This window comes from Mycolicibacterium xanthum (assembly GCF_019710635.1).
Classification (GTDB): Bacteria; Actinomycetota; Actinomycetes; order Mycobacteriales; family Mycobacteriaceae; genus Mycobacterium; species Mycobacterium xanthum.
Window position 1 is genome coordinate 49,378 of sequence record NZ_JAIFZS010000020.1, and the last position, 20,621, is coordinate 69,998.

21 protein-coding genes are annotated in these 20,621 nt (G+C 68.3%); 11 read left to right on the plus strand and 10 right to left on the minus strand.

The features are described 5' to 3' along the window. Positions 1–2: 2 nt before the first annotated feature. Genes ftsX through prfB form a run of 5 tightly spaced genes read right to left on the minus strand, consistent with a single transcriptional unit; the run spans position 3 to position 4,213 of the window. Entirely contained in the window at positions 3–896 is an 894-nt protein-coding gene (ftsX, locus tag JDV09_RS10000; protein ID WP_221368963.1) for a permease-like cell division protein FtsX, read from the minus strand. Further along, a complete protein-coding gene (gene ftsE / locus JDV09_RS10005) occupies positions 897–1,586 on the minus strand; it encodes a cell division ATP-binding protein FtsE (protein ID WP_221369043.1) in 690 nt (229 codons plus the stop codon). It abuts the gene before it with no gap. A 44-nt stretch (positions 1,587–1,630) separates the two neighbouring features. Beyond that, positions 1,631–2,152, minus strand: a complete 522-nt coding sequence (locus JDV09_RS10010) for an Rv3103c family proline-rich protein (RefSeq protein ID WP_372452885.1) — start codon at positions 2,150–2,152, stop codon at positions 1,631–1,633. Then, positions 2,149–3,108 (minus strand): mechanosensitive ion channel family protein, encoded by a 960-nt coding sequence (locus JDV09_RS10015; protein WP_221368964.1) that lies wholly within the window; start codon positions 3,106–3,108, stop codon positions 2,149–2,151. The genes JDV09_RS10010 and JDV09_RS10015 overlap by 4 nt, the downstream gene beginning before the upstream one ends. Then, positions 3,098–4,213, minus strand: a complete 1,116-nt coding sequence (gene prfB, locus JDV09_RS10020; protein ID WP_221368965.1) for a peptide chain release factor 2 — start codon at positions 4,211–4,213, stop codon at positions 3,098–3,100. Before prfB ends, JDV09_RS10015 begins: the two co-directional genes overlap by 11 nt. A 200-nt stretch (positions 4,214–4,413) precedes the next feature. Between prfB and JDV09_RS10025 the strand changes: the two genes are divergently transcribed. Next, on the plus strand, positions 4,414–5,793 hold the full coding sequence (locus JDV09_RS10025) for an FAD-dependent oxidoreductase (RefSeq protein ID WP_221368966.1): 1,380 nt from the start codon (positions 4,414–4,416) through the stop codon (positions 5,791–5,793). Positions 5,794–6,005: 212 nt separating this feature from the next. Here the strand turns inward: JDV09_RS10025 and JDV09_RS10030 are convergent, their stop codons facing one another. After that, on the minus strand, positions 6,006–6,359 hold the full coding sequence (locus JDV09_RS10030) for a hypothetical protein (protein ID WP_221368967.1): 354 nt from the start codon (positions 6,357–6,359) through the stop codon (positions 6,006–6,008). Positions 6,360–6,382: 23 nt separating this feature from the next. On the opposite strand from JDV09_RS10030, the gene hisN reads away from it, so the two are divergent. The 3 genes from hisN to JDV09_RS10045 all read left to right on the plus strand — a co-directional run bounded on the left by hisN (position 6,383) and on the right by JDV09_RS10045 (position 9,927). After that, positions 6,383–7,174: a histidinol-phosphatase gene (gene hisN / locus JDV09_RS10035; protein ID WP_221368968.1), complete on the plus strand. Its 792-nt coding sequence runs from the start codon at positions 6,383–6,385 to the stop codon at positions 7,172–7,174. 128 nt (positions 7,175–7,302) lie between these two features. After that, positions 7,303–8,688, plus strand: a complete 1,386-nt coding sequence (locus JDV09_RS10040) for an acyl-CoA dehydrogenase family protein (RefSeq protein WP_221368969.1) — start codon at positions 7,303–7,305, stop codon at positions 8,686–8,688. 21 nt (positions 8,689–8,709) lie between these two features. After that, positions 8,710–9,927, plus strand: a complete 1,218-nt coding sequence (locus JDV09_RS10045) for an acyl-CoA dehydrogenase family protein (protein WP_221368970.1) — start codon at positions 8,710–8,712, stop codon at positions 9,925–9,927. A gap of 40 nt (positions 9,928–9,967) precedes the next feature. On the opposite strand, the gene JDV09_RS10050 is transcribed toward JDV09_RS10045, so the two are convergent. Together JDV09_RS10050 and JDV09_RS10055 are read right to left on the minus strand one after the other, a co-directional pair. Continuing rightward, positions 9,968–13,159 carry an ATP-binding protein gene (locus JDV09_RS10050; protein ID WP_221368971.1) on the minus strand — a complete coding sequence of 1,064 codons (3,192 nt, stop codon included), beginning with the start codon at positions 13,157–13,159 and terminating at the stop codon, positions 9,968–9,970. Between the two features lie 113 nt (positions 13,160–13,272). After that, the gene (locus JDV09_RS10055) at positions 13,273–14,247 is read right to left on the minus strand and encodes an esterase family protein (RefSeq protein WP_221368972.1); all 975 of its coding nucleotides are present in this window, start codon (positions 14,245–14,247) and stop codon (positions 13,273–13,275) included. Between the two features lie 231 nt (positions 14,248–14,478). On the opposite strand from JDV09_RS10055, the gene JDV09_RS26710 reads away from it, so the two are divergent. The 4 genes from JDV09_RS26710 to JDV09_RS10070 are packed head-to-tail and all read left to right on the plus strand — an operon-like array spanning position 14,479 to position 16,829. After that, on the plus strand, positions 14,479–14,601 hold the full coding sequence (locus tag JDV09_RS26710) for a hypothetical protein (RefSeq protein ID WP_255605111.1): 123 nt from the start codon (positions 14,479–14,481) through the stop codon (positions 14,599–14,601). A 9-nt stretch (positions 14,602–14,610) separates the two neighbouring features. Beyond that, complete coding sequence (locus tag JDV09_RS10060) at positions 14,611–15,174, plus strand: TetR/AcrR family transcriptional regulator (RefSeq protein ID WP_221368973.1); 564 nt, start codon at positions 14,611–14,613, stop codon at positions 15,172–15,174. Positions 15,175–15,213: 39 nt separating this feature from the next. Then, complete coding sequence (locus JDV09_RS10065; protein ID WP_221368974.1) at positions 15,214–16,392, plus strand: acyl-CoA dehydrogenase family protein; 1,179 nt, start codon at positions 15,214–15,216, stop codon at positions 16,390–16,392. 47 nt (positions 16,393–16,439) lie between these two features. Then, positions 16,440–16,829, plus strand: a complete 390-nt coding sequence (locus JDV09_RS10070; RefSeq protein ID WP_221368975.1) for a nitroreductase/quinone reductase family protein — start codon at positions 16,440–16,442, stop codon at positions 16,827–16,829. A 93-nt stretch (positions 16,830–16,922) separates the two neighbouring features. Here the strand turns inward: JDV09_RS10070 and JDV09_RS10075 are convergent, their stop codons facing one another. Beyond that, on the minus strand, positions 16,923–18,050 hold the full coding sequence (locus JDV09_RS10075) for an adenylate/guanylate cyclase domain-containing protein (protein WP_221368976.1): 1,128 nt from the start codon (positions 18,048–18,050) through the stop codon (positions 16,923–16,925). 44 nt (positions 18,051–18,094) lie between these two features. Here JDV09_RS10075 and JDV09_RS10080 point away from each other — a divergent pair, with 44 nt between their 5' ends. Genes JDV09_RS10080 through JDV09_RS10090 form a run of 3 tightly spaced genes read left to right on the plus strand, consistent with a single transcriptional unit; the run spans position 18,095 to position 19,520 of the window. Next, on the plus strand, positions 18,095–18,601 hold the full coding sequence (locus tag JDV09_RS10080) for a DNA-deoxyinosine glycosylase (RefSeq protein ID WP_221368977.1): 507 nt from the start codon (positions 18,095–18,097) through the stop codon (positions 18,599–18,601). 19 nt (positions 18,602–18,620) lie between these two features. Beyond that, positions 18,621–19,058, plus strand: coding sequence for an HIT family protein (locus tag JDV09_RS10085; RefSeq protein ID WP_221368978.1), 438 nt, complete (start codon positions 18,621–18,623; stop codon positions 19,056–19,058). 3 nt (positions 19,059–19,061) lie between these two features. Further along, entirely contained in the window at positions 19,062–19,520 is a 459-nt protein-coding gene (locus JDV09_RS10090; protein WP_221368979.1) for a nitroreductase family deazaflavin-dependent oxidoreductase, read from the plus strand. Here the strand turns inward: JDV09_RS10090 and JDV09_RS10095 are convergent. Then, positions 19,517–20,575 carry an LLM class flavin-dependent oxidoreductase gene (locus JDV09_RS10095; RefSeq protein WP_221368980.1) on the minus strand — a complete coding sequence of 353 codons (1,059 nt, stop codon included), beginning with the start codon at positions 20,573–20,575 and terminating at the stop codon, positions 19,517–19,519. The genes JDV09_RS10090 and JDV09_RS10095 overlap by 4 nt on opposite strands. Positions 20,576–20,621 lie beyond the last annotated feature (46 nt).

The window sequence follows — 20,621 nt, forward strand, 5'->3', positions numbered from 1 at the left end:
CGCTACCGCCGCACGTACAACCGAAGCGTGACGTAGGCGGTGACGCCCGACATCGCCAGCCCCAGGAACAGCATCCACGGCGCGGTGTACAACACGTCCGCGTAGTCGATCTTGGCGATCAGGTTGGCCTGATAGAACTGGTCGAGCGCCTTCTCCAGGAACAGTGCACGCACCGCGATCAGGCCGATGATCGCGATGACCACACCGATCAATGCCGCCAGCATCGCCTCCACCAGGAACGGCAGCTGGGTGTACCAGCGGGTCGCACCCACCGACCGCATGATCCCGATCTCGGTTCTTCGGGTGTAGGCCGCGACCTGAACCATGTTGGCGATCAACAACACGGCGCCGATCGCCTGCACGAGGGCTATCGCGAAGGCGGCGTTGCTGATGCCGTCGAGCACGGCGAACAGCCGGTCGATCAGGTCCTTCTGGTTGAGCACGTTGAGCACGCCGGGCTGCCCGATCATGGCCTCGTCGAAGTCCTTGTGCTGCTCGGGGTCCTCGAGCTTGACCACGAACGACGCCGGGAACGCCTCCTTCCCGGCGACGTCCCTGTACTGCGGGAACTTCGCGATCGCGTCGTCGTAGGCGTCCTCGCGGTTGAGGAAGCGCACCGACTTCACGTCGTCGCGGGCCTCGATCTCCGACCGCAGCGCCTTGCACGGGTCGGCGTCGCAGGTCGGGTCGTTGGCGGACACGTCGTCGGTCAGGAAGACCTGGCTCTCCACCCGGTCGAGATAGATCGCGCGGGACTGGTCGGCCAGCCGCACCACCAGCAGACCTCCGCCGAACAGCCCGATGGAGATCGCGGTGGTCAGGATCATCGCGACCGTCATGGTCACGTTGCGACGGAGCCCGGTCAGGACCTCGTTGACGAGAAAGCCGAAGCGCACTTAGCGATCCATTCCGTAGACGCCGCGCTGTTCGTCACGAATCAGCCGGCCGAGTTCGAGTTCGACGACCCGCTGGCGCATCGAGTCGACGATGTGGTGGTCGTGGGTGGCCATCACCACCGTGGTGCCGGTGCGGTTGATCCGCTCCAGCAGGTCCATGATGTCTTTGCTGGTCTCCGGATCGAGGTTGCCGGTCGGTTCGTCGGCCAGCAGCACCAGCGGCCGGTTGACGAACGCCCGCGCGATCGCGACCCGCTGCTGCTCGCCACCGGACAGTTCGGCGGGTAGCCGGTTGGCCTTACCGGACAGCCCGACCATCTCCAGCACGTCGGGCACCACCCGGTTGATGGTGTCGGCGCGCTTGCCGATGACCTCGAGGGCGAAGGCGACGTTCTCGAACACGGTCTTCTGCTGCAGCAGCCGGAAATCCTGGAAGACGCACCCGATCACCTGCCGCAGACCCGGGATGTGACGCCCGGACAGCTTGTTGACGTGGAACTTGGACACCCGGATGTCACCCGAGGACGGATGCTCCTCGGCGAGCAGCAGCCGCATGAACGTCGACTTGCCCGACCCGGACGGACCGATGAGGAAAACGAACTCACCCTTGTCGATCTTGACGGAGACGTTGTCCAGCGCCGGACGGGCCGACGACTTGTACTGCTTGGACACGTGGTCGAGGGTGATCATCACGGCACGCCAGTGTAGCGGGGCGTGGGAAAGACCCGGCGCAGCTACCGCGGCGCCAGCGTGGTCGGCGGCGCAGAGCCGGCCGGTGTGGACGGTGTCGATGTCGCGGGCGGGGACTGGGTGAACGTCTGCGGGTTCAGCGGACCCGACCCGTCCGGGTCGATCACCGTGGTGCTCGGCCCCGCCGGGGTCGACTCCTGCGGCCCCGCCGGCATCGGTGTGCCGTCCGGCGATGTGCTCTCGGCCGGACTCGTCGGCGAGGTCGTCGTGGTGACCGTGGTCGTGGTGGTCGTCGTGGTCGTGGGCTGTAACTCGCGGGTACGCACGTTGGTGCGCGGCACCCAGGTGTAGTCGGGATCGGGTATGTATCCGGGCGGAACGACCTGCTCGGCCGGTGCCGGCGCCTGCAGCGGCGCCGAGTAGTTCTCGTAGACCCAGAACAGCGCAACGAACGCGATCACCAGACCGAGCGTCGACAGCCGGAGCCGGCCCAGGTGGCGAGCCGACGAGCGGCGGCCGGCCTGGCGGGTTTGCGGCCGGTTCTTCAGGATCGCGGGCAGTTTCACGACTTGGGCTCCGGCCGGGCTGGTGCGCCGCGCGTGTCGTCGGCGCTGTAGTTGCTGACCGTCGGCGTCTCACCCTTGGTGGCGATTCCGGCGGTGGCAAGCGCTGCGATGACCAGGATCCGCAGCCTGCGGCCGACTTCGAACTGCTTGCCGGGCAGGGTGCGCGCGACCATGCGCAGGTTGACCGTGTCGAGCTCGATGCTCTCCACACCCATCAACTGCGGGGTGTCCAGCAGCAGCGCCCGCAGCTCGTCGTCGTCCATCGCCCGCTCGCCCACCGCATGCAGCACCTCGTTGACCTCGGTGAGGTCGGCGGTGGCGGGCACCGGGATGTCGACGACCGCACGGGCCCAGTCCTTGGACATGTTCAGCGACCGAACGATGTTGCCGTTGGGAACGGTCCACACCTCGCCTTCGCTGGTACGAAGTTTGGTGACCCGTAGCGTGACCTCCTCCACGGTGCCCTCCGCGGAGTCCGGTGCGCCGACCATGTTGACCTGCACCAGGTCGCCGAAGCCGTACTGGCGTTCGGTGATGATGAAGAATCCGGCCAGCAGGTCCTGCACCAGCTTCTGGGCGCCGAAGCCCAGCGCGGCGCCCAGGACGGCGGCCGGGGCCACCAGCGAGCTGATCGGGATCGCCAGGATGTCGGTGATCTGCACGCCGACCATGACGAACAGCAGCGCCACCGACACCCACGAGATCACCGAGGCGACCGCCTGGCGGTGTTTGGCGCTCTCGCTGCGGACCAGCTGGTCGCTCTCCTGGTACTGGGCGTCGATGCGCCGCGTGATGCGTTGGGCGATCCAGCTGATGAGCCGCGCGGCCAACAGGCCACCGATCAGCAGCAACGCGATCGGTACGCCGCGCACGAGAATCCAGACGCCGGTGTCGCCCTGCCAGAACCCGTGCCAGCGCTCGGCCAGCTCGAACGCGAGCGGAATGTCAGTCGTCATCGCGTCGGTTGCGCCACCGGATTCCGGCCTCCAGGAAGCCGTCGATGTCGCCGTCGAGCACCGCGGCGGGGTTGCCGACCTCGTACTCGGTGCGCAGGTCCTTGACCATCTGGTACGGGTGCAGCACGTACGAGCGCATCTGGTTACCCCACGAGCTGCCGCCGTCGCCCTTCAGCGCGTCCATCTCGGCGCGCTCCTCGATGCGCTTGCGTTCCAACAACTTCGCCTGCAGCACGCGCATCGCCGACACCTTGTTCTGCAGCTGCGACTTCTCGTTCTGACAGGTCACCACGATCCCGGTGGGGATGTGGGTGAGCCGCACCGCCGAGTCGGTGGTGTTCACCGACTGACCGCCCGGCCCGGAAGACCGGTAGACGTCCACCCGCACGTCGGATTCCGGGATCTCGATGTGGTCGGTGGTCTCGGTCACCGGCAGCACCTCGACCTCGGCGAACGACGTCTGCCTACGGCCCTGGTTGTCGAACGGGCTGATCCGGACCAGCCGGTGGGTGCCCTGCTCGACCGACAGGGTGCCGTAGGCGAACGGGGCGTGCACCGCGAACGTCGCGCTCTTGATGCCCGCCTCTTCGGCGTAGGACGTGTCGAACACCTCGACCGGATACTTGTGCTGCTCGGCCCAGCGGATGTACATCCGCATCAGCATCTCAGCCCAGTCCGCGGCGTCCACGCCGCCGGCCCCGGAGCGGATGTTGACCAGCGCCTCGCGCTCGTCGTACTCGCCCGACAGCAGCGTGCGGACCTCCATCGCCTCGATGTCCTCACGCAGCTTCTTCAGCTCGGCATCGGCTTCGGCCTGGGCTTCGGAGCCACCGGCGCCGTCCTCTTCGGCGGCCAGCTCGTAGAGCACCGGCAGGTCCTCGACCCGTTGCCGCAGCTCCTCGACGCGACGCAGCTCGCCCTGGGTGTGCGACAGCTCGCTGGTGACCTTCTGCGCGCGGGTCTGGTCGTCCCACAGGTTGGGGTCGGAGGCCTCGTTCTCGAGCTTCTCGATGCGACCGCGAAGGCCCTCGACGTCGAGCACACGCTCCACCGTGGTGAGCGTGGAGTCGAGGGCGGCGATGTCGGCTTGGCGGTCGGGATCCACGGGAGATCAGGGTACTCACCCCGCCGACCACCGGTGTCGGAGCTGCCCGCACCGCCGCGTACGAGGGATTTCTGCGCGCCCATCCCGGAATGCCGCCGGGGCGCGTCCGGTGCGTTCTAGCATCGGGTGGCAACCTCGTCCGGACGCGCGTCGCGACAGCCCCTTGCACGCGGCCGGACAGCGACAGAAGGCAGCCCGATATGGCCCCACTACGCCCGTACTACGTAGCCGTCGTCGGCTCAGGACCCTCCGGTTACTTCGCCGCGGCGGCGCTGTTGAAGTCCGCTTCGGGTTCGGGCCCGGAGCGTGACGTCCGTGTCGACATGCTCGAGATGTTGCCGACCCCGTGGGGTCTGGTCAGGTCGGGCGTCGCACCCGACCACCCGAAGATCAAGTCGATCAGCGCCCAGTTCGAGAAGACGGCGCTGGATCCGCGGTTCCGGTTCTTCGGCAACGTCCAGGTCGGCGAGCATGTGCAGCCCGCCGAGTTGGCCGAGCAGTACGACGCCGTGGTGTACGCGATCGGGGCCCAATCCGATCGCGCCCTGAGCATCCCGGGCGAGGACCTGCCCGGCAGCGTGGCCGCCGTGGACTTCGTGGGCTGGTACAACGGCCATCCCTACTTCCAGTCGATGGCACCCGACCTGACGGGCGGACGGGCCGTCGTGGTCGGCAACGGCAACGTCGCCCTGGACGTGGCCCGCATCCTGGTCAGCGACCCCGCGGCGCTGGCCGAGACCGACATCGCCGATCAGGCGCTCACCTCGCTGCGCGCCCGCGGCGTGGAGGAAGTGCTGATCATCGGCCGGCGCGGACCGCTGCAGGCCCCGTTCACGACGCTGGAACTGCGCGAACTCGGCGACCTCGACGCGCTCGGCGACGTCGACGTCATCGTCGACCCTGCCGACCTGGCCGACATCACCGACGAGGATCTCGAGGCTGCCGGCAAGACCGTTCGCAACAACATCAAGGTGCTGCGCGGCTACGCCGAACGAGGTGCGCGGGGCACCAAGCGCCGCATCGTGTTCCGGTTCCGCACCTCGCCGATCGAGCTCAGGGGCGACGGACGGGTCGAGTCGATCGTGCTGGGCCGCAACGAACTCGTCAGCAGTGCCGACGGCCGGGTCACGGCCAAGGACTCCGGTGAACGTCAGGAGGTCACCGCGCAACTGGTGGTCCGAGCGGTCGGCTATCGCGGCATGCCGACACCGGGACTGCCCTTCGACTCACAGTCCGGCACCATCCCGCACGTCGACGGCCGGGTCGAGGGCAGCCGCAACGAGTACGTCGTCGGCTGGATCAAGCGCGGGCCGACCGGCGTGATCGGCAGTAACAAGAAGGATTCCCAGGACACGGTGAACACGCTGCTGGCCGACCTGCAGACCGCCGAACTGGCCGAGTTCGACCCCGAGCATCTCGACCAGGTGCAGCGCTGGCTGCTGGAGCGGCAGCCCGATCTGGTCACCAACGAGCAATGGAAGGTGATCGACGAGCACGAGCGCTCGGCGGGCGAGGGATCGGGCCGACCGCGGGTGAAGCTGACGAGCGTGGCGGACATGCTCCGGATCGGCCACGGCTGACGGAGTCGGCCATCAGATTCCGCTGACGGAGTCGGCCATCAGAGTCCGCTGACGGAGTCGGCCATCAGAGTCCGCTGACGGAGTCGGCCATCAGAGTCCGCTGACGGAGTCGGCCATCAGAGTCCGCTGACGGAGTCGGCCATCAGATTCCGCTGACGGAGTCGGCCATCAGACCCCGCTGACGGAGTCGGCCAACAGACCCCGCCGATGAGTCAGATCCCGCCGGACTGCGGCGGTTGCGGGTCGGCGTGGTGCACGAAGCCCCACTTCTCCGGGTTGCCCGGCGCATACATGACATCCATCAACCCGCCCATCGACGGCCAGTCGTCCACGTCGCGGACCAGCCTCGCGTACACCACGTACTCGTTGACCGTGGGCCCGTTGATGATGCCGGTGATCGTGACGAACTGCTCGCCGGTGACCCCGTCGGGCCGTGGGCTGACACCGGTGACCAGCAGCGTCCCGTGCACCCAGTCGCTTCCGGCGCCGCGCCGGCGCATGATCCACGGCGCGGCAAGCACCGCGATGGCGCCGATGATCAGGAACATGATCAAGAGTTCGCCCACCCCGACATGGTAGGACGGCAGCTATGAGCACCCCGGTGAATGACGTGAACCTGCATCTGGAACTCGCCCTGGAGTTGGCCGGGGCGGCCGATGCTCTGACGATGCAGCGGTTCGGCGCCGTGGACCTGCGGATACAGACCAAGCCGGACATGACCCCGGCCACCGATGCCGACCTGGACGCGGAGACGCTGCTGCGGGAGCGGCTGGCCGGACAACGGCCCGACGACGGGGTGTTCGGGGAGGAGTTCGGCGGCACCACCGACTTCCGCGGCAGGCACTGGGTGATCGACCCGATCGACGGCACCAAGAACTTCGTGCGCGGGGTGCCCGTGTGGTCCACGCTGATCGCGCTCCTGGTCGACGGCGAGCCGGTGGTCGGGGTGGTGAGCGCGCCTGCCCTGGGTCGCCGGTGGTGGGCCGGGGCGGGCCTGGGCGCGTTCACCTCGTTCGGCGGGAGAACCCGGCAGATCTCGGTGTCCGGGGTCGGCGACCTGGACTCGGCGAGCCTGTCGTTCTCCGACCTGACGACCGGCTGGGACGGCGGCCGAGCGCGCTTCGTCGACTTGACGGACGCCGTGTGGCGGGTCCGCGGCTACGGGGACTTCTGGTCGTACTGCCTCGTCGCCGAGGGCGCCGTGGACATCGCCGTCGAACCGGAGGTCAAACTGTGGGACCTCGCCCCGCTCGACATCCTGGTGCGCGAGGCCGGTGGCGCGTTCACCGATTTCGCGGGTCGGCCGGGTCCGCACGGCGGCAGCGCGGTGGCCACCAACGGGTTGCTGCACGACGCGGTGCTGCGGCGCCTCGGAGGCTGAACCGCGCCTGCCAAGGTGTGAGCTGCGTTACACATGCGGCTACCTTACTCAAAAGTCAGTTCTGGTACCTTACTCTGGAGTCAGTTGCGCGTCTGCGCTACTCGGAATCCACCAGAGGGCAGCTGACAATGACGAACACCCTCCCGTCCAAGCGGAGCGGCCGCGAAAGCGCCATCGGCATGCAGAAGCACAAGCGTTCGGCGACCGACATCGGGTTGGCCCTGATCACCCCCATCGTGGGCCAGGAATTCCTGGACAGGTACAACCTGCGCGACCCGCTCAACCGCAGCCTGCGCTACGGGGTCAAGACTGCGTTCTCCGCCGTCGGCGCCTCAACGCGCCAGTTCAGGCGGGTCCAGGGCCTGGGCAAGCCGGCGACACGGCTTGCACCCCAGCGGCCGGGAAAGGGCTCGGACTACTTCGACCTCACCCCTGACGACGACCAGAAGATGATCGTCGAGACCGTCACCGAATTCGCCGAGGAGATCCTCCGGCCGGCCGCCCACGACGCCGACGACGCCGCCGCGTACCCGCCGGATCTCGTCTCCCGCGCCGCCGAACTCGGCATCACGGCGATCAACGTTCCCGAGGACTTCGACGGCATCGCCGAACACCGCTCGACGGTCACCAACGCGCTGGTCGCCGAGGCACTGGCGTACGGCGACATGGGACTTGCCCTGCCCATCCTGGCGCCCGGCGGTGTTGCCTCGGCCCTGACCCATTGGGGCAGCGCCGATCAGCAGGCCACCTATCTCACCGAGTTCGCCGGCGAGCACGTGCCGCAGGCCTGTGTGGCCATCGCCGAACCGCAGCCGCTGTTCGACCCGACCGCGCTGAAGACCACCGCCGTACGCACCCCGAGCGGCTACCGGCTCGACGGCGTCAAGTCCCTGGTTCCTGCCGCGGCCCGCGCCGAGGTGTTCATCATCGGCGCTCAGCTCAAAGGCAAACCCGCGCTGTTCATCGTCGAAGCCGCCACCGAGGGGCTGACCGTCAAGGCCGATCCCAGCATGGGGATCCGCGCCGCCGCGCTCGGCCGCGTCGAACTCGACAAGGTGACCGTCCCGCTGTCGGCGCGGCTCGGCGAGGAGCAGGCCACCGACGCCGACTTCAGCCAGGCGATCGCGCTGTCGCGGCTGGGCTGGGCGGCACTGGCGGTCGGCACGTCGCACGCCGTACTCGACTACGTGATCCCCTACGTCAAGGAACGGCATGCGTTCGGCGAACCGATCGCGCACCGGCAGTCGGTCGCGTTCATGTGCGCCAACATCGCGATCGAACTCGATGGGCTGCGCCTCATCACCTGGCGCGGCGCCGCCCGCGCCGAGCAGGGCCTGTCGTTCGCCCGCGAGGCGGCGCTGGCCAAGAAGCTCGGGACGGACAAGGGCATGCAGATCGGCCTGGACGGCGTCCAGCTGCTCGGCGGCCACGGCTTCACCAAGGAACACCCGGTCGAACGCTGGTACCGCGATCTGCGGGCCATCGGCGTGGCCGAGGGCGTCGTGGTTCTCTAACCCAGGCTCAGGAGGTCTGACATGGCAATCAATCTGGAAATGCCCAAGAAGCTCCGGGCGGTCATCGAGAAGGGCCACCAGGGCGCCGCCGAGATGATCCGGCCGATCTCGCGCAAGTACGACCTCAAGGAGCATGCCTACCCCGTCGAGCTGGACACGCTGGCCGACCTGTTCGAGGGCATCTCCGAGGCCAAGACCATCTCGTTCGCCGGTGCCGATGCGTTTGTCGACACCGCCGACGACGGCAAGAAGGCAAACGTCAACGGCGCCAACATGTCCGCGCTGCTGAACGCGCTGGAGATCAGCTGGGGCGATGTGGCGCTGCTGCTGTCGGTGCCGCGTCAGGGTCTGGGCAATGCGGCGATCTCGTCGGTGGCGACCCCCGAACAACTCGAGCGACTGGGCCGCGACGTCTGGGCCGCGATGGCGATCACCGAGCCCGGCTTCGGCTCGGACTCCGCGGCGGTGTCGACAACGGCGACGCTCGACGGCGACGAGTATGTGATCGACGGCGAGAAGATCTTCGTCACCGCCGGATCGCGCGCCAGCCACATCGTGGTGTGGGCGACGCTGGACAAGTCCAAGGGCCGCGCGGCCATCAAATCGTTCATCGTGCCGCGTGAGCACCCCGGGGTGACTGTAGAGCGCCTCGAGCACAAGCTCGGCATCAAGGCTTCCGACACCGCGGTGATCCGGTTCGACAACGCGCGCATCCCGAAGGACAACCTGTTGGGCGATCCGGAGATCCACGTGGAGAAGGGCTTTGCGGGGGTCATGGAGACCTTCGACAACACCCGCCCCATCGTGGCCGCGATGGCCGTCGGCGTGGCCCGGGCCGCGCTGGAGGACCTGCGCAGGATTCTCACCGACGCCGGTGTGGAGATCTCCTACGACAAACCCGCTCACGCGCAGAACGCCGCCGCAGCGGAGTTCCTGCGGATGGAGTCCGAGTGGGAGGCCGGCTATCTGCTGACGGTGCGTTCCGCCTGGCAGGCCGACAACAAGATCCCCAACTCCAAGGAAGCCTCGATGGGCAAGGCCAAAGCCGCCAGGGTGGCCAGCGACATCACCCTGAAGGCCGTCGAAATAGCCGGCACGACAGGCTATTCCGAGCAGACACTGCTGGAGAAGTGGGCCCGCGACAGCAAGATCCTGGACATCTTCGAGGGCACCCAGCAGATCCAGCAGCTCGTCGTCGCGAGGCGGCTGCTCGGTCTGTCGTCGGCCGAGCTGAAGTAGCGGCGGGACGCAACCCGCCGCCGCGGGCACCGCCCCGAGGTCACCGGCCTGGGCCGACCGACGACCGGGCGACCATCCGTTCCGCCTCGGCCAGCCGGGGCTCAGCGCGGAAGGTCCGGCAGGCCGAAAGGTAATCGCTTGCGAGAGCGGCATATCGATCCATGTCCCCATCCGCCTCGGCCAGCAGCGCTCGAACCCTGATCCACCACAGGTCGAGCGCCGGCGGCCTGCGCCGGCGCTGTCCCCAGCCCTCGAGAAGACGGCGGGCTTCGGCGATGTCGTCCCCCGCACCCCGACCGATCAGGATCTCCGCCAGCGCCTCTGCCGGCCGGGCCAGCAGGATGAGCGGACCGTCACGCAGGTACCCGTCCACGCGCTGACGCAGTTCGTCGATCGGCTCGCCAGGGCCACCCACCCGTGCCGCCTCCAGCGCAAGGTCTGCTTCGACGAAGGGGAGGTTATAGGTCTGGGCCTGATACCTTCTTGACTCGGAGTCCACCTGTCGCAATAGGTCGACAGCCTCGCCACGCGCACCGGGAGCCAGCCGGAACAGGGCCGACCCATATGCGAATCGTGCTGCGATGATACCGAATCGATCACCGAACGACTCCGCGCGCACAAGCGCTTCCCGCATATCCGCGAGCACCTCGACCGCCGACACCAGCCCCATCGCGAAAGTCATGGCCCAGTACGTCAGCGCCGTTGCGGCAGTGACCGGTGGCAGTTCGCGCGCCAGCGATGCCGCAGTACGCAGCGCAGAGATCCCGGCGTCGTGATGCCCCAGACATAGTTCGCATGTCCCGCGCAACGCATGTATGACAACCCGATCCAGCGTCAAAACGGACAGCGGCAACTCCAGGCTCTGGTCGACGATACGCAGCGCGTCCTCGAGTTCGCCGTTCACCAGATGTGTGAACGCTATCGCGGTGTACAGAATCTCGAGTTCCTCGACGGGTATGTTCTGGAGCTTTCCGATGAGCTCCTCGAGTTCGGCTGCCAGGATCACCGCCTCCGGCAACCGACCGTCGTTAACGGTGAACGCAACGATCCGCCCGGCCATCGCGATCGCCAGCGACCGTGCGTCTGTCACCCGGGCACAAAGTGCCCGAAGCTCGTCGAACCTGCGATCGTTGTCGGCGTCGGTTCCCGAGAAGAGCTCTGTCGACAACAGCATCGTGCGTGGTGCGATGCGCAGGGCGGTGACACCCTCGACATCGTCGGGCAGTTGATCCGCAACGCGCTGCGCGCTCGCCCATTGGGCGCGTGCAGCAAGCAGGTCGCGTGGACGCAGCCAGTCCGCCGCCCGCAGATGCCATCTGCAGGACTCGGCGAAGTCGCCCGCGGCCTCGAGGTGGGCCGCGATCAACGCGGCGTTCTCGTCCTGTGCCGATCCGCTGCGCCGCTCGATCGCCGCAGCCAGGCGCCGATGAGCCTCGCTGCGTTTGACGGTCAGCTGCGATTCGTAGGCCACCGTCCGGACCAGCGGATGGCGGAAGCAATACCGTTGCCGTGGAGCGAATTCCGTCTGGTCGATCATCTCGGTGGCGACCAATTCGGCGAGCTGTGTCGACGAGCCCGCCGGCAACAGGAGTTCGAGTATGTCGGCATCGAAGCGTTGCCCGATCACCGATGCCGCGTTGAGGACCGACTTGGTCGACACCGGCAGTCGGTCGATGCGAGCCGCCAACACCGCCTGCACCGTGTCGGGCACGCCGATATCGTGGGGATCGCCGACCAATCGATAGTCCCCGCGGGCTCCGATCAGCACCCCACGGTCCGCCAAGTCGCGAATGAACTCCTCGATGAAGAACGGGTTGCCACCGGCAACGGAGGCCACCCTGGTCGACAGGCCGTGCAACGACGGATCTCCGCCGATCAGGTGCTGCACCACTTCGATCGCGTGTTCGTCGGGCAACGGGCGGAGGATGATCGCCTGCGCGGCGTTCTGCTGCAGTGCACCAACGAATTCGGGCCGGTACGTCGCGATGAAGCCCGACGGGGTGTCGCCGATACCGGCGGCGAAGTCGGCCAACACCACATCGCTGGCGGCGTCCACCCAGTGGGCGTCTTCGACAACGAAGACCGTTCGCACCTGCCGTGCCCGAACCATCCGCGTCATGGCGTTGACCAGCCGGCGCCGCCAACCGTCGGCGCCGACCTGCACCGGCGGTGCGCCGGCCTCCGCGATACCCATCGCTTCCAGGAGGATCTGCACATCGATGGGCTCGATTTCCCCGCCGGCACAGGTAGATCCCACGCGTGCCCGAGCCTCCGCATCGGCGAGGTCCATGACCGCGAACATGGCCCGCAGGACGCGTGCCAGCGCCCGGAATGCGACGTGCATCGCCTGCGCGTCGCAGCGGGCGAGGACGACCTCGTCACCACGCTGCGCCGCCTGGCGGGCGAACTCGTCGACGAGCCTGGTCTTCCCCACTCCCGGTGGACCCACCACGCCGACGGCAGATGCCGCCCCGGAGTGCATCAGCTGGTGCAGTCGGCGCAATTCGGCTTCCCGGCCGAACATCTGACCCTCGTTCCGTCCGATCACCATCTGCTCTGCGTCGATGGCGATCAGCGGCCGCGCCGACACCGGCTCGTCCGAGCCCTTCACCCCGACGCGTTCGATCGGGCCCATCCGGGCGGCCGGGCCGACCAGCCGCGAGGTGGTCAGCGAGCAGAGCACCCCTCCTGCGGGCGCCCCGGCCTCCATTCGCTGCGCCATCCCGACGGCATGCCCGACCGCGGTGTAACGGCCCGGGCCGGTACCGATTTCACCGACGATCACCTCGCCCGAATTCAGCCCCACCCGAACCCTCAGGTCGATCCCGTCGCGGTCCGCCACCTCGCGCGCCAGCTGTCCGGCCACCCGCTGGATCTCCAGCGCGGCGATGCATCCGCGCAACGCGTGGTCTTCCAAGGCCAGCGGCGCTCCGAACAACGCCATCAGGCCGTCTCCGGTGAACTTGTCCATGGTTCCCTGGAAGCGCTGCACGACCGCTGCCGACCTGTTGAACAGCTCGTTCATGATTTCCTGGAGTCGCTCGGTGTCCAGTACCGCGGCAAGCTTCATGGAGCCGACCACGTCGGCGAACAGGACGGTGACGTACTTGTGCTCGCCGAGGGCGGAAGGAGCGGCGACCGGCGCGCCGCACACATCACAGAAGCGCGACCTGACCCGCAGATCGTTACCGCACGCCGCGCACCGAGCGCCGTCGCCGACTTGCCCAGCCATCCCCCGCCTCCCCGGCAGCACCTCTACCCATGATGACCCACGGAGCAGGGGAAAACCCGAAGACGAAGAAGCCCCCGACCGCTTCGGTCGGGGGCTTCCCTCGTGAGCTCGGGTCAGAGCAGGTGCGCCTGCAGGTCCGGCTTCATGGCCTGCAGCTCCCGGCCCCAGTACGCCCAGTTGTGCGTGCCGTTGTCGGGGAAGTTGAACACACCGTTGTTGCCACCCGCGGCGATGTAGTTGTCGCGGAAGGTCTCGTTGGTGCGGATGGTCAGGCCCTCCAGGAACGTGGCGGGCAGGTCGCCACCACCCAGCTCGTTGGGCTGGCCGTTGCCGCAGTACACCCAGATACGGGTGTTGTTGGCGACCAGCTGCGGGATCTGCACCATCGGGTCGTTGTACTTCCAGGCCGGATCGGTCTCGGCCGGGCCCCACATGTCGTCGGACTTGTATCCGCCGGCGTCACCCATCGAGAGGTTGATGAGGAACGGCCACCAGCCCTCGGACGGGTTCAGGAAGCCCGACATCGAACCGGCGTAGACGAACTGGGCGGGATGGTGCGCGGCCAGCACGAGGGACGAGCCACCCGCCATCGACAGACCGACAGCCGCCATACCGGTCGGCTTGACGTCGCGGTTGGCCGCCAGCCAGCCGGGCAGTTCCTGGGTCAGGAAGGTCTCCCAGTTGTAGGTGAGGCAGCCGCTCTTACCGCAGGCCGGCTTGTACCAGTTCGCATAGAAGCTGGACTGGCCACCGACCGGCATGACGACCGAGAGACCCGAGTCGAGATACCACTCGAACGCCTGGGTGTTGATGTCCCATCCGTTGAAGTCGTCCTGCGCACGCAGTCCGTCGAGCAGGTACAGCCCGGGCGAGCCCGGTCCACCACTCTGGAACTGGATCTTGATGTCGCGTCCCATCGACGGTGAGGGCACCATCAGGTACTCCACCGGCAGACCGGGCCGCGAGAACGCCCCCGCCGTCGCCGATCCGCCCGTGAGGCCGACGAGGCCGGGCAGCAGGGCCGCGGCGAAGGCGGCGACGCCGAGTCGGCGTGCCCAGGGCCCACGAATCCTGTCAAGAAGCTTCATACCGTCAATCCATCCATCTTCCGGTACCGCTTGTAGCGGCTCTGGTCTGCGATCCCGGCCGCTTCAGGGGCCCGGCGATGTTTCCACCGCGCCGTCTGACCACTCCGAATCTGCCAATTGGCGACGGAGGGTGCCGAGAAAGTTCAGTTGTCGCGTGTGCAGTAAAACATGTGGCCACCATGAGAGAAAGTCAGACCACGCCGTTCGGGGCATTTTCGAGAGAATGCAAATTTGACGCCGCTGCAGATCGATATCGGCCACCCGGTTGCTTTCGACCGCTTCGCGCTGGTGAGACCGCTCATCGCCGCCTCGATCGGTCCCGTAGAACGAAATCGCTGTCCGCAGGTTCAGTAGGCTCCGTGGATGGCGCAGGGCCCGACGAATTCCGGCAGGTTGTCGATAGACGACTGGATTCAGGCGGGCTTCGCGATCTTGGCCGATGAGGGTCTGCAGGCTCTCAAGGTCGACCGGCTGTGCAGCCGGCTCGGGGTCACCAAGGGCAGCTTCTACTGGCATTTCAAGGACATGGCCGGCTACCGGGCAGCCGTGATGCAGGCCTGGGGAGAACTGCGCGACCGAGACCGGAGCCAGTTCGGCGACCTCGGGCACCTCGCCCCGCGGGATCGTCTGAGCCGGATGATGGCCTCGCTGCTGGGTGAACGCCAGTGGACGCTGGAGCGCGCGATGCGCGAATGGGCACGCACCGACCCCGAGGTCGCGGCGAGCGTGCGGGCCGCCGATCAGCTGATTCTCGCCGCGGTGCGCACGGCCTTCACCGACGCCGGCTTCGACGCCGAGGAGGCCGACGTGCGCGCCAATGCCACCTTCGCCGCCGGCATCGGCTTTCTGCATCTGTTCCCGGGCCCACCGGACCGGGCCCTGGCCGCCCAGAAGGACCGGTTTCTGGATGTCATGTTCAAGCCATGATCGGACCTCCATACTAAAAGGTAGGGTAACTTCCCGATCATGACCACGGTCTCGACGGCGAGCCCCGCCATCAGCCCCGAATTCGTCGATCGCCTCGCCGAACGCGCCGGCGAGGCCGAGCGACTGCGCCGGCTTCCCGCGGCCACCCTGGCCGATCCGATCACCTCGGAGTTCATCAACCTGCTCGTGCCGGCCCGCTACGGCGGCAGGCAGGCGGCGTTTCCCGAGATCCTCGACCCGGTGCGGCAGATGGCCCACGGCTGCGCGTCCAGCGCGTGGACCCTCGGCTTCTATGCGCTGCACAACTGGATGCTGGCGCTGTTCGACGAGCAGGCCCAGAACGAGGCGTTCACGGCCTCCCCCTTCCTCGCGCCCGCACCGCTGGCCCCGACCGGTCGAGGGGTCAACTGCGAGGGCGGCATCCGGGTGACCGGACGGTGGTCGTGGGCAACGGGGGTGATGGACGGCAACTGGGTGATGGTGGGCGTGCTGTGTCAGCGCGACCCCGACGATCCCGCGACCATCTATCCCGCGCTGGCGCTGCTGCCGATCGAGGCCGTGCGCGTCGAGGACGTCTGGCACACCGACGGCATGTGTGCGACCGGATCCAATGACGTCATGATCGACGACGTGTTCGTCCCGCGTCACCGGTTGGTCGCGGTGGCCGACATCTACACCGGTTCGGCCCCCGGCGCGGCGTTGCACGACTCGGACACCTATCGCTGGCCGATGGTGCCCGCACTGGCGCTGCTGGCCGCCATGCCCGCGCTCGGTTCGGCCGAACGCGTCGCAGATCTCTACGCCGAAAGGCTCTCGCAGCGCTTCCTGGCCTACGAGGGCGTCCTGCAGAAGGACAAACCGGTCGCCTCGGCGCACCTCGGCCAGGCCCTGATCCGACTGCGCGCGCTGCGCGGACTGCTCGCCGACACCGTCGGCGAGATCGGGGACATCGTCGCCGGCGGCGACGCGGTGCCACGGCCGGTGCGCGGCCAGGCCCGGTTGGCCGCCGCCCACATCGTGCGGGAGTCGCGGTCGGTGATCGGCGACCTGCTCTCCGCCTCCGGTGCCGGCGCTCATTTCCTGGACAACCCGTTGCAGCGCATCAAGCGCGACGTCGACGTGATCTCCGGTCACGTCGTGTTCGACTACGACACCAGCCGCGAACTTGCCGGCGCGCTGACAATGGGGGTACCGATCCCCCGCACCGCCATGGTGTGAGGGCCCGGATCCGACCGCAACCGCGCACGCAACCAGGGAGACCGCCCATGACCGACACCACCCGCGATCGCGTCACCAAGTTCTTCCAGAAGAACGTCGGCAACCAGGTGATGGGCCGCATGCCCTTCCAGACGCTGCTGGAGACCACCGGCCGCAAGTCCGGGGAACCGCGCCGGACTCCACTGGGTGGCCGCCGGGTGGGCGACGAGTTCTGGTTCGTCTCCGAGTTCGGCGAGAAATCCCAGTACGTGCGCAACATCATGGCCGACCCGGCGGTGCGGGTACGGATCAAGGGCCGGTGGCACCGCGGCACCGCTCACCTCCTGCCCGATGACGACGCCGCCGCCCGTCTGCGCACGCTGCCCCAGTTCAACAGCATGGGTGTGCGCACATTCGGCACCAATCTGCTCACGGTGCGCGTCGACCTCACCGACTGAGGCTCCATCGCCGGGTGCCGGGGCCCGACCCGGCATGCCGCCAGCGAGGTCCCCCGTCGAACATGGGGTTCGGCACACCGAAACGCCTGCCCGCTAGGAACCCGAAGTACCGGCGCGCCGGGCCCGGAACAGCTTGACATCCGACTTGATGCCCTTGAGATGGCGCGCCCCCGCGAACGACCAGACGAACCGCTTGTCCTCCCCGATCGCCTCCAGGGTCGTCTCCGCGGCCAGGGCCGAACCCGGGCGCGCGGTCCCGGTCACCCGGGCCGCCAGGTTGACCGGGCTGCCGAACCAGTCGCCGGCCCGGCTCACCGCCAACCCGGTCGCGACACCGGCGCGCAACCGCAAAAAGTCCTCGTCCTCGTCGGTGGCCTCCACCAGTCGCAGCACCGCGTCCAGCAGCGGGGCGGGTTCAGGGCTGACCAGCATCACCTCGTCGCCGATCGTCTTGATGAACCGCACCGGCGCCACCGCGACCTCGCGGGTCAGGTCGGCCAGCCGCTGCGACAGCCGCTCGAGGTGCTCCGGCGGCACCGCCTCACCGAGGCTGGTGAACCCGACCAGATCGGCGAACCCGACCGTCACGAGGCGGGCACCGGGAAGGTGCTGCCCCTCGGCCCGCTCGGTCGCGTTGACGGCCTCGGTCTCGATCGCGTGGCGCAGTTGCAGCAGCAGCACCTGCTCGATCATCGGCCCCAGCCGCGGAGCCAGGCCGGCCACCAGGGCTTCGGAGGCCTTCGCAATCTCCAATTCCGTTGCGCCCGGCCGGATCACCGCGGCGAGCGCCGCAGAACGCATCGCCTCGGCGGCCCGCGACAGCCCGTCTTCGAGCAGCCGGGTGATCTGTACCAGTTCGTCGGCGTCGATGCCGGCGGCGAGGAAGTCCCTGGTGAACCCGGCAGCGTCGGCGTCGGCGCGCAGGAGCACGGCGGCGTCGGGATCCTCGATCCGGGGCAGCCCCATGGCTCGCTGTATCCGTTCGAACAAGTCGAGATCGACCCCGGCCCTCTCGGCGGCCTCGCGCGCCGAGACGTAGACACCGTCGTCACCGATCACCCGCCGCGATGCCAACAGCATCGGCGCCGAACTGCCACGGATCTGATCGATGTCGACACCCCGCTCGATCAGCCACGGGATCAGTTCGGCGCGTTCGGCCCGGGCCTTCCCCTCGAGTCCGTCGAGCAGTCCCGATGCCTCGGGATCGACGTCTTCGTCCACCTGGCCAACGTATACCGCCGACTCGCCTGCGATAGTCGGGAGCTGTGTCACCGCCGACCCTGCACAGCTTCCCGCCGCTGATCGCTCCCGGCGCGCAGATCCTGATCCTGGGCAACATGCCGGGCGTCGCGTCACTGGCCGCGCAGCAGTACTACGCGTTCGGCCGCAATGCCTTCTGGCGGATCACCGGCGAGTTGTTCGGGTTCGACCCCACCGGCCCGTACGACGCCCGCGTCGCGGCGCTGACCGGTGCCGGCGTCGCGGTCTGGGACGTGTTGCGGTCGTGTCGCAGAATCGGCAGCCTCGATGCCGCCGTCGAGCCGGACAGCATGGTGGCCAACGATTTCGGTGCCCTGTTCACCGCTCACCCGACCATCGCCAAGGTGTACTTCAACGGCTCGGCCGCGCAGACGAACTACCGGCGGCTGGTCCGGGTCGAGCACGCGCCGGCCTTCACCCGACTCCCGTCGACCAGCCCGGCGCACACCATGCGGTTCGAGGACAAGCTGGCGGCGTGGCGCGAGGTGACCGGTCAGCCACCCGTTTCCTAGGCGCGGCTACCGTGGCGGGATGTCTTGCGTGTTCTGTGACATCGTCGCCGGGGATGCCCCGGCCATCCGGATCCACGAGGACGACGAATTCCTCGCCATCCTCGACATCAGGCCGTTCACCCGCGGCCACACCCTGGTGATCCCGAAGCGCCACACCGTCGACCTGACCGACACCCCGGCCGGCACGCTGGCCGGGATGACCGCGATCGGGCAGCGAATCGCCAACGCGGCACGCGCGTCGGGGCTCCACGCCGACGGCAGCAACATCGCGATCAACGACGGCAGGGCCGCATTCCAGACCGTCTTCCACGTGCACCTGCACGTGGTGCCGCGGAGAGACGGCGACAAACTCGCGTTCGCGAAAGGCATGCTGCTGCGCCGTGATCCGGATCGGGCGGAGACCGGACGGATACTGCGCGAGGCACTGGCGCGCGCCGATGCCGCCGAGCAGGATTGACGGATGGACATCACACGATGGGTCGAGCGGAACATCGGCTCTCCCCTACTGGTGCTGCACAACAAGCTCTACAAGGGGACCAACGGGCGCATCGGGCACCGCATCCCGGTCCCCGGGATCGCGCCTGCGCTGCTGCTGCACACCGTCGGGGCCAAGACCGGGCAGCCGCGGACGACATCGCTGTCCTACTTCCGTGACGGCGACGACTACCTGGTCGTCGCGTCCAAGGGCGGCAACCCCAGGGCCCCGGGCTGGTATCACAACCTCAAGGCCCGCCCCGACGTCGAGATCAACGTCGGCACGAAGCGATACGCCGTCACCGCGGCGCCGGTGCTTCCCGGCGATCCGCGCTATCCCGAGCTGTGGCGCAACGTCAACGAACACAACCACCATGTGTACGAGGGCTATCAGAAGCGCACGTCGCGGCCGATCCCGGTGGTCAGGCTCACGCCGAAGTCCTAGAACAGTTCCTTGGCCAGCAGCTCCAGCGTCGCCTCGCGGGCCGGCGCCGTGGCCGGATCGACACCGCGGTGCGCCGAGGCCACCGGGTGGATCATCACCTCATCGACCCCGAACCGCTCGGCCAGCGCCCGCAGCCGATCGGCCGCCTCGGCCGGCGAGCCGACCACGGCCTGGCGCCGTCCGGCGTCCACCACGGCCAGCTCGCGGGGGTTGAGGTGGCGATGCTCGGCGTCCTCGACCAGATCAAGTGGTCCGAGCGGCTGCCCGGTGCGCAGCTTGGCCATCATCTGCAGGTTCGGCAGGATCAGGCGTTCGGCCTCCTCGCCGGTGTCGGCCACCGCCGCGTTGACGGTCAGGAAGGTCAGCGGCTCGCTCGGCAAGCCGGGCAGCCCCGTGGGCCGGAACTCCCGACGGTAGGTCTGCAGCGCCTCGTCGGTGCCCTGTCCCGAGAAGTGGTGGGCGAACACGTAGGGCAGCCCCTTGGCGGCGGCCAGGTGCGCGGAGTACATCGACGAACCGAGCAGCCACATCTTCGGCTCGGTCACCGCGGCCGGGGTGGCCTTGAGGACGTAGTTCTCCCGCATCAGGTCGCGGGGCAGCGGCACCCGGACCCCGGCGCTGCTCATCAGCGCCATCACGTCGTCGAGGTAGGACGGGAACGCCTCGACGTCGCGGTCGTCGCGCCCCGCCGCGCCACGCAGCGCCAGCGACGTGACCGGGTCGGATCCCGGCGCCCGCCCGAGGCCGAGGTCGATGCGTCCGGGATGGGCGGCCTCCAGCAGGGCGAACTGCTCGGCGACGGCCAGCGGGGCGTGGTTGGGCAGCATCACCCCGCCCGACCCCAGCCGCAGCGCCGACGTGTGCGCGGCCAGATGGGCGATCAGCACCGGCGGGCTGGTCGCCGCCACGGAGGGCATGTTGTGGTGCTCGGCGACCCAGTAGCGGGTGTAGCCCAACCGGTCGGCGGCCTGCGCCAGCCGCGTGGTGGCGGCCAGCGCCTGCGATGTGTTCTGGTCGGAACGCACGGGGACGAGATCGAGGACGGACAGCCGCATCACCGGAACAACGCCACTCGACCGTGCCCCTGTTCCCGGCGATTTC

Excerpts from the sequence above, each read along its gene's own strand:
- ftsE (WP_221369043.1), bottom strand. The coding sequence starts at position 1,586 with ATGATCACCCTCGACCACGTGTCCAAGCAGTACAAGTCGTCGGCCCGT.
- JDV09_RS10015 (WP_221368964.1), bottom strand. The coding sequence starts at position 3,108 with ATGACGACTGACATTCCGCTCGCGTTCGAGCTGGCCGAGCGCTGGCAC.
- JDV09_RS10025 (WP_221368966.1), top strand. The coding sequence starts at position 4,414 with ATGGCCCCACTACGCCCGTACTACGTAGCCGTCGTCGGCTCAGGACCC.
- hisN (WP_221368968.1), top strand. The coding sequence starts at position 6,383 with ATGAGCACCCCGGTGAATGACGTGAACCTGCATCTGGAACTCGCCCTG.
- JDV09_RS10040 (WP_221368969.1), top strand. The coding sequence starts at position 7,303 with ATGACGAACACCCTCCCGTCCAAGCGGAGCGGCCGCGAAAGCGCCATC.
- JDV09_RS10045 (WP_221368970.1), top strand. The coding sequence starts at position 8,710 with ATGGCAATCAATCTGGAAATGCCCAAGAAGCTCCGGGCGGTCATCGAG.
- JDV09_RS10050 (WP_221368971.1), bottom strand. The coding sequence starts at position 13,159 with ATGGCTGGGCAAGTCGGCGACGGCGCTCGGTGCGCGGCGTGCGGTAAC.
- JDV09_RS10055 (WP_221368972.1), bottom strand. The coding sequence starts at position 14,247 with ATGAAGCTTCTTGACAGGATTCGTGGGCCCTGGGCACGCCGACTCGGC.
- JDV09_RS10060 (WP_221368973.1), top strand. The coding sequence starts at position 14,611 with ATGGCGCAGGGCCCGACGAATTCCGGCAGGTTGTCGATAGACGACTGG.
- JDV09_RS10065 (WP_221368974.1), top strand. The coding sequence starts at position 15,214 with ATGACCACGGTCTCGACGGCGAGCCCCGCCATCAGCCCCGAATTCGTC.
- JDV09_RS10070 (WP_221368975.1), top strand. The coding sequence starts at position 16,440 with ATGACCGACACCACCCGCGATCGCGTCACCAAGTTCTTCCAGAAGAAC.
- JDV09_RS10085 (WP_221368978.1), top strand. The coding sequence starts at position 18,621 with ATGTCTTGCGTGTTCTGTGACATCGTCGCCGGGGATGCCCCGGCCATC.
- JDV09_RS10090 (WP_221368979.1), top strand. The coding sequence starts at position 19,062 with ATGGACATCACACGATGGGTCGAGCGGAACATCGGCTCTCCCCTACTG.
- JDV09_RS10095 (WP_221368980.1), bottom strand. The coding sequence starts at position 20,575 with ATGCGGCTGTCCGTCCTCGATCTCGTCCCCGTGCGTTCCGACCAGAAC.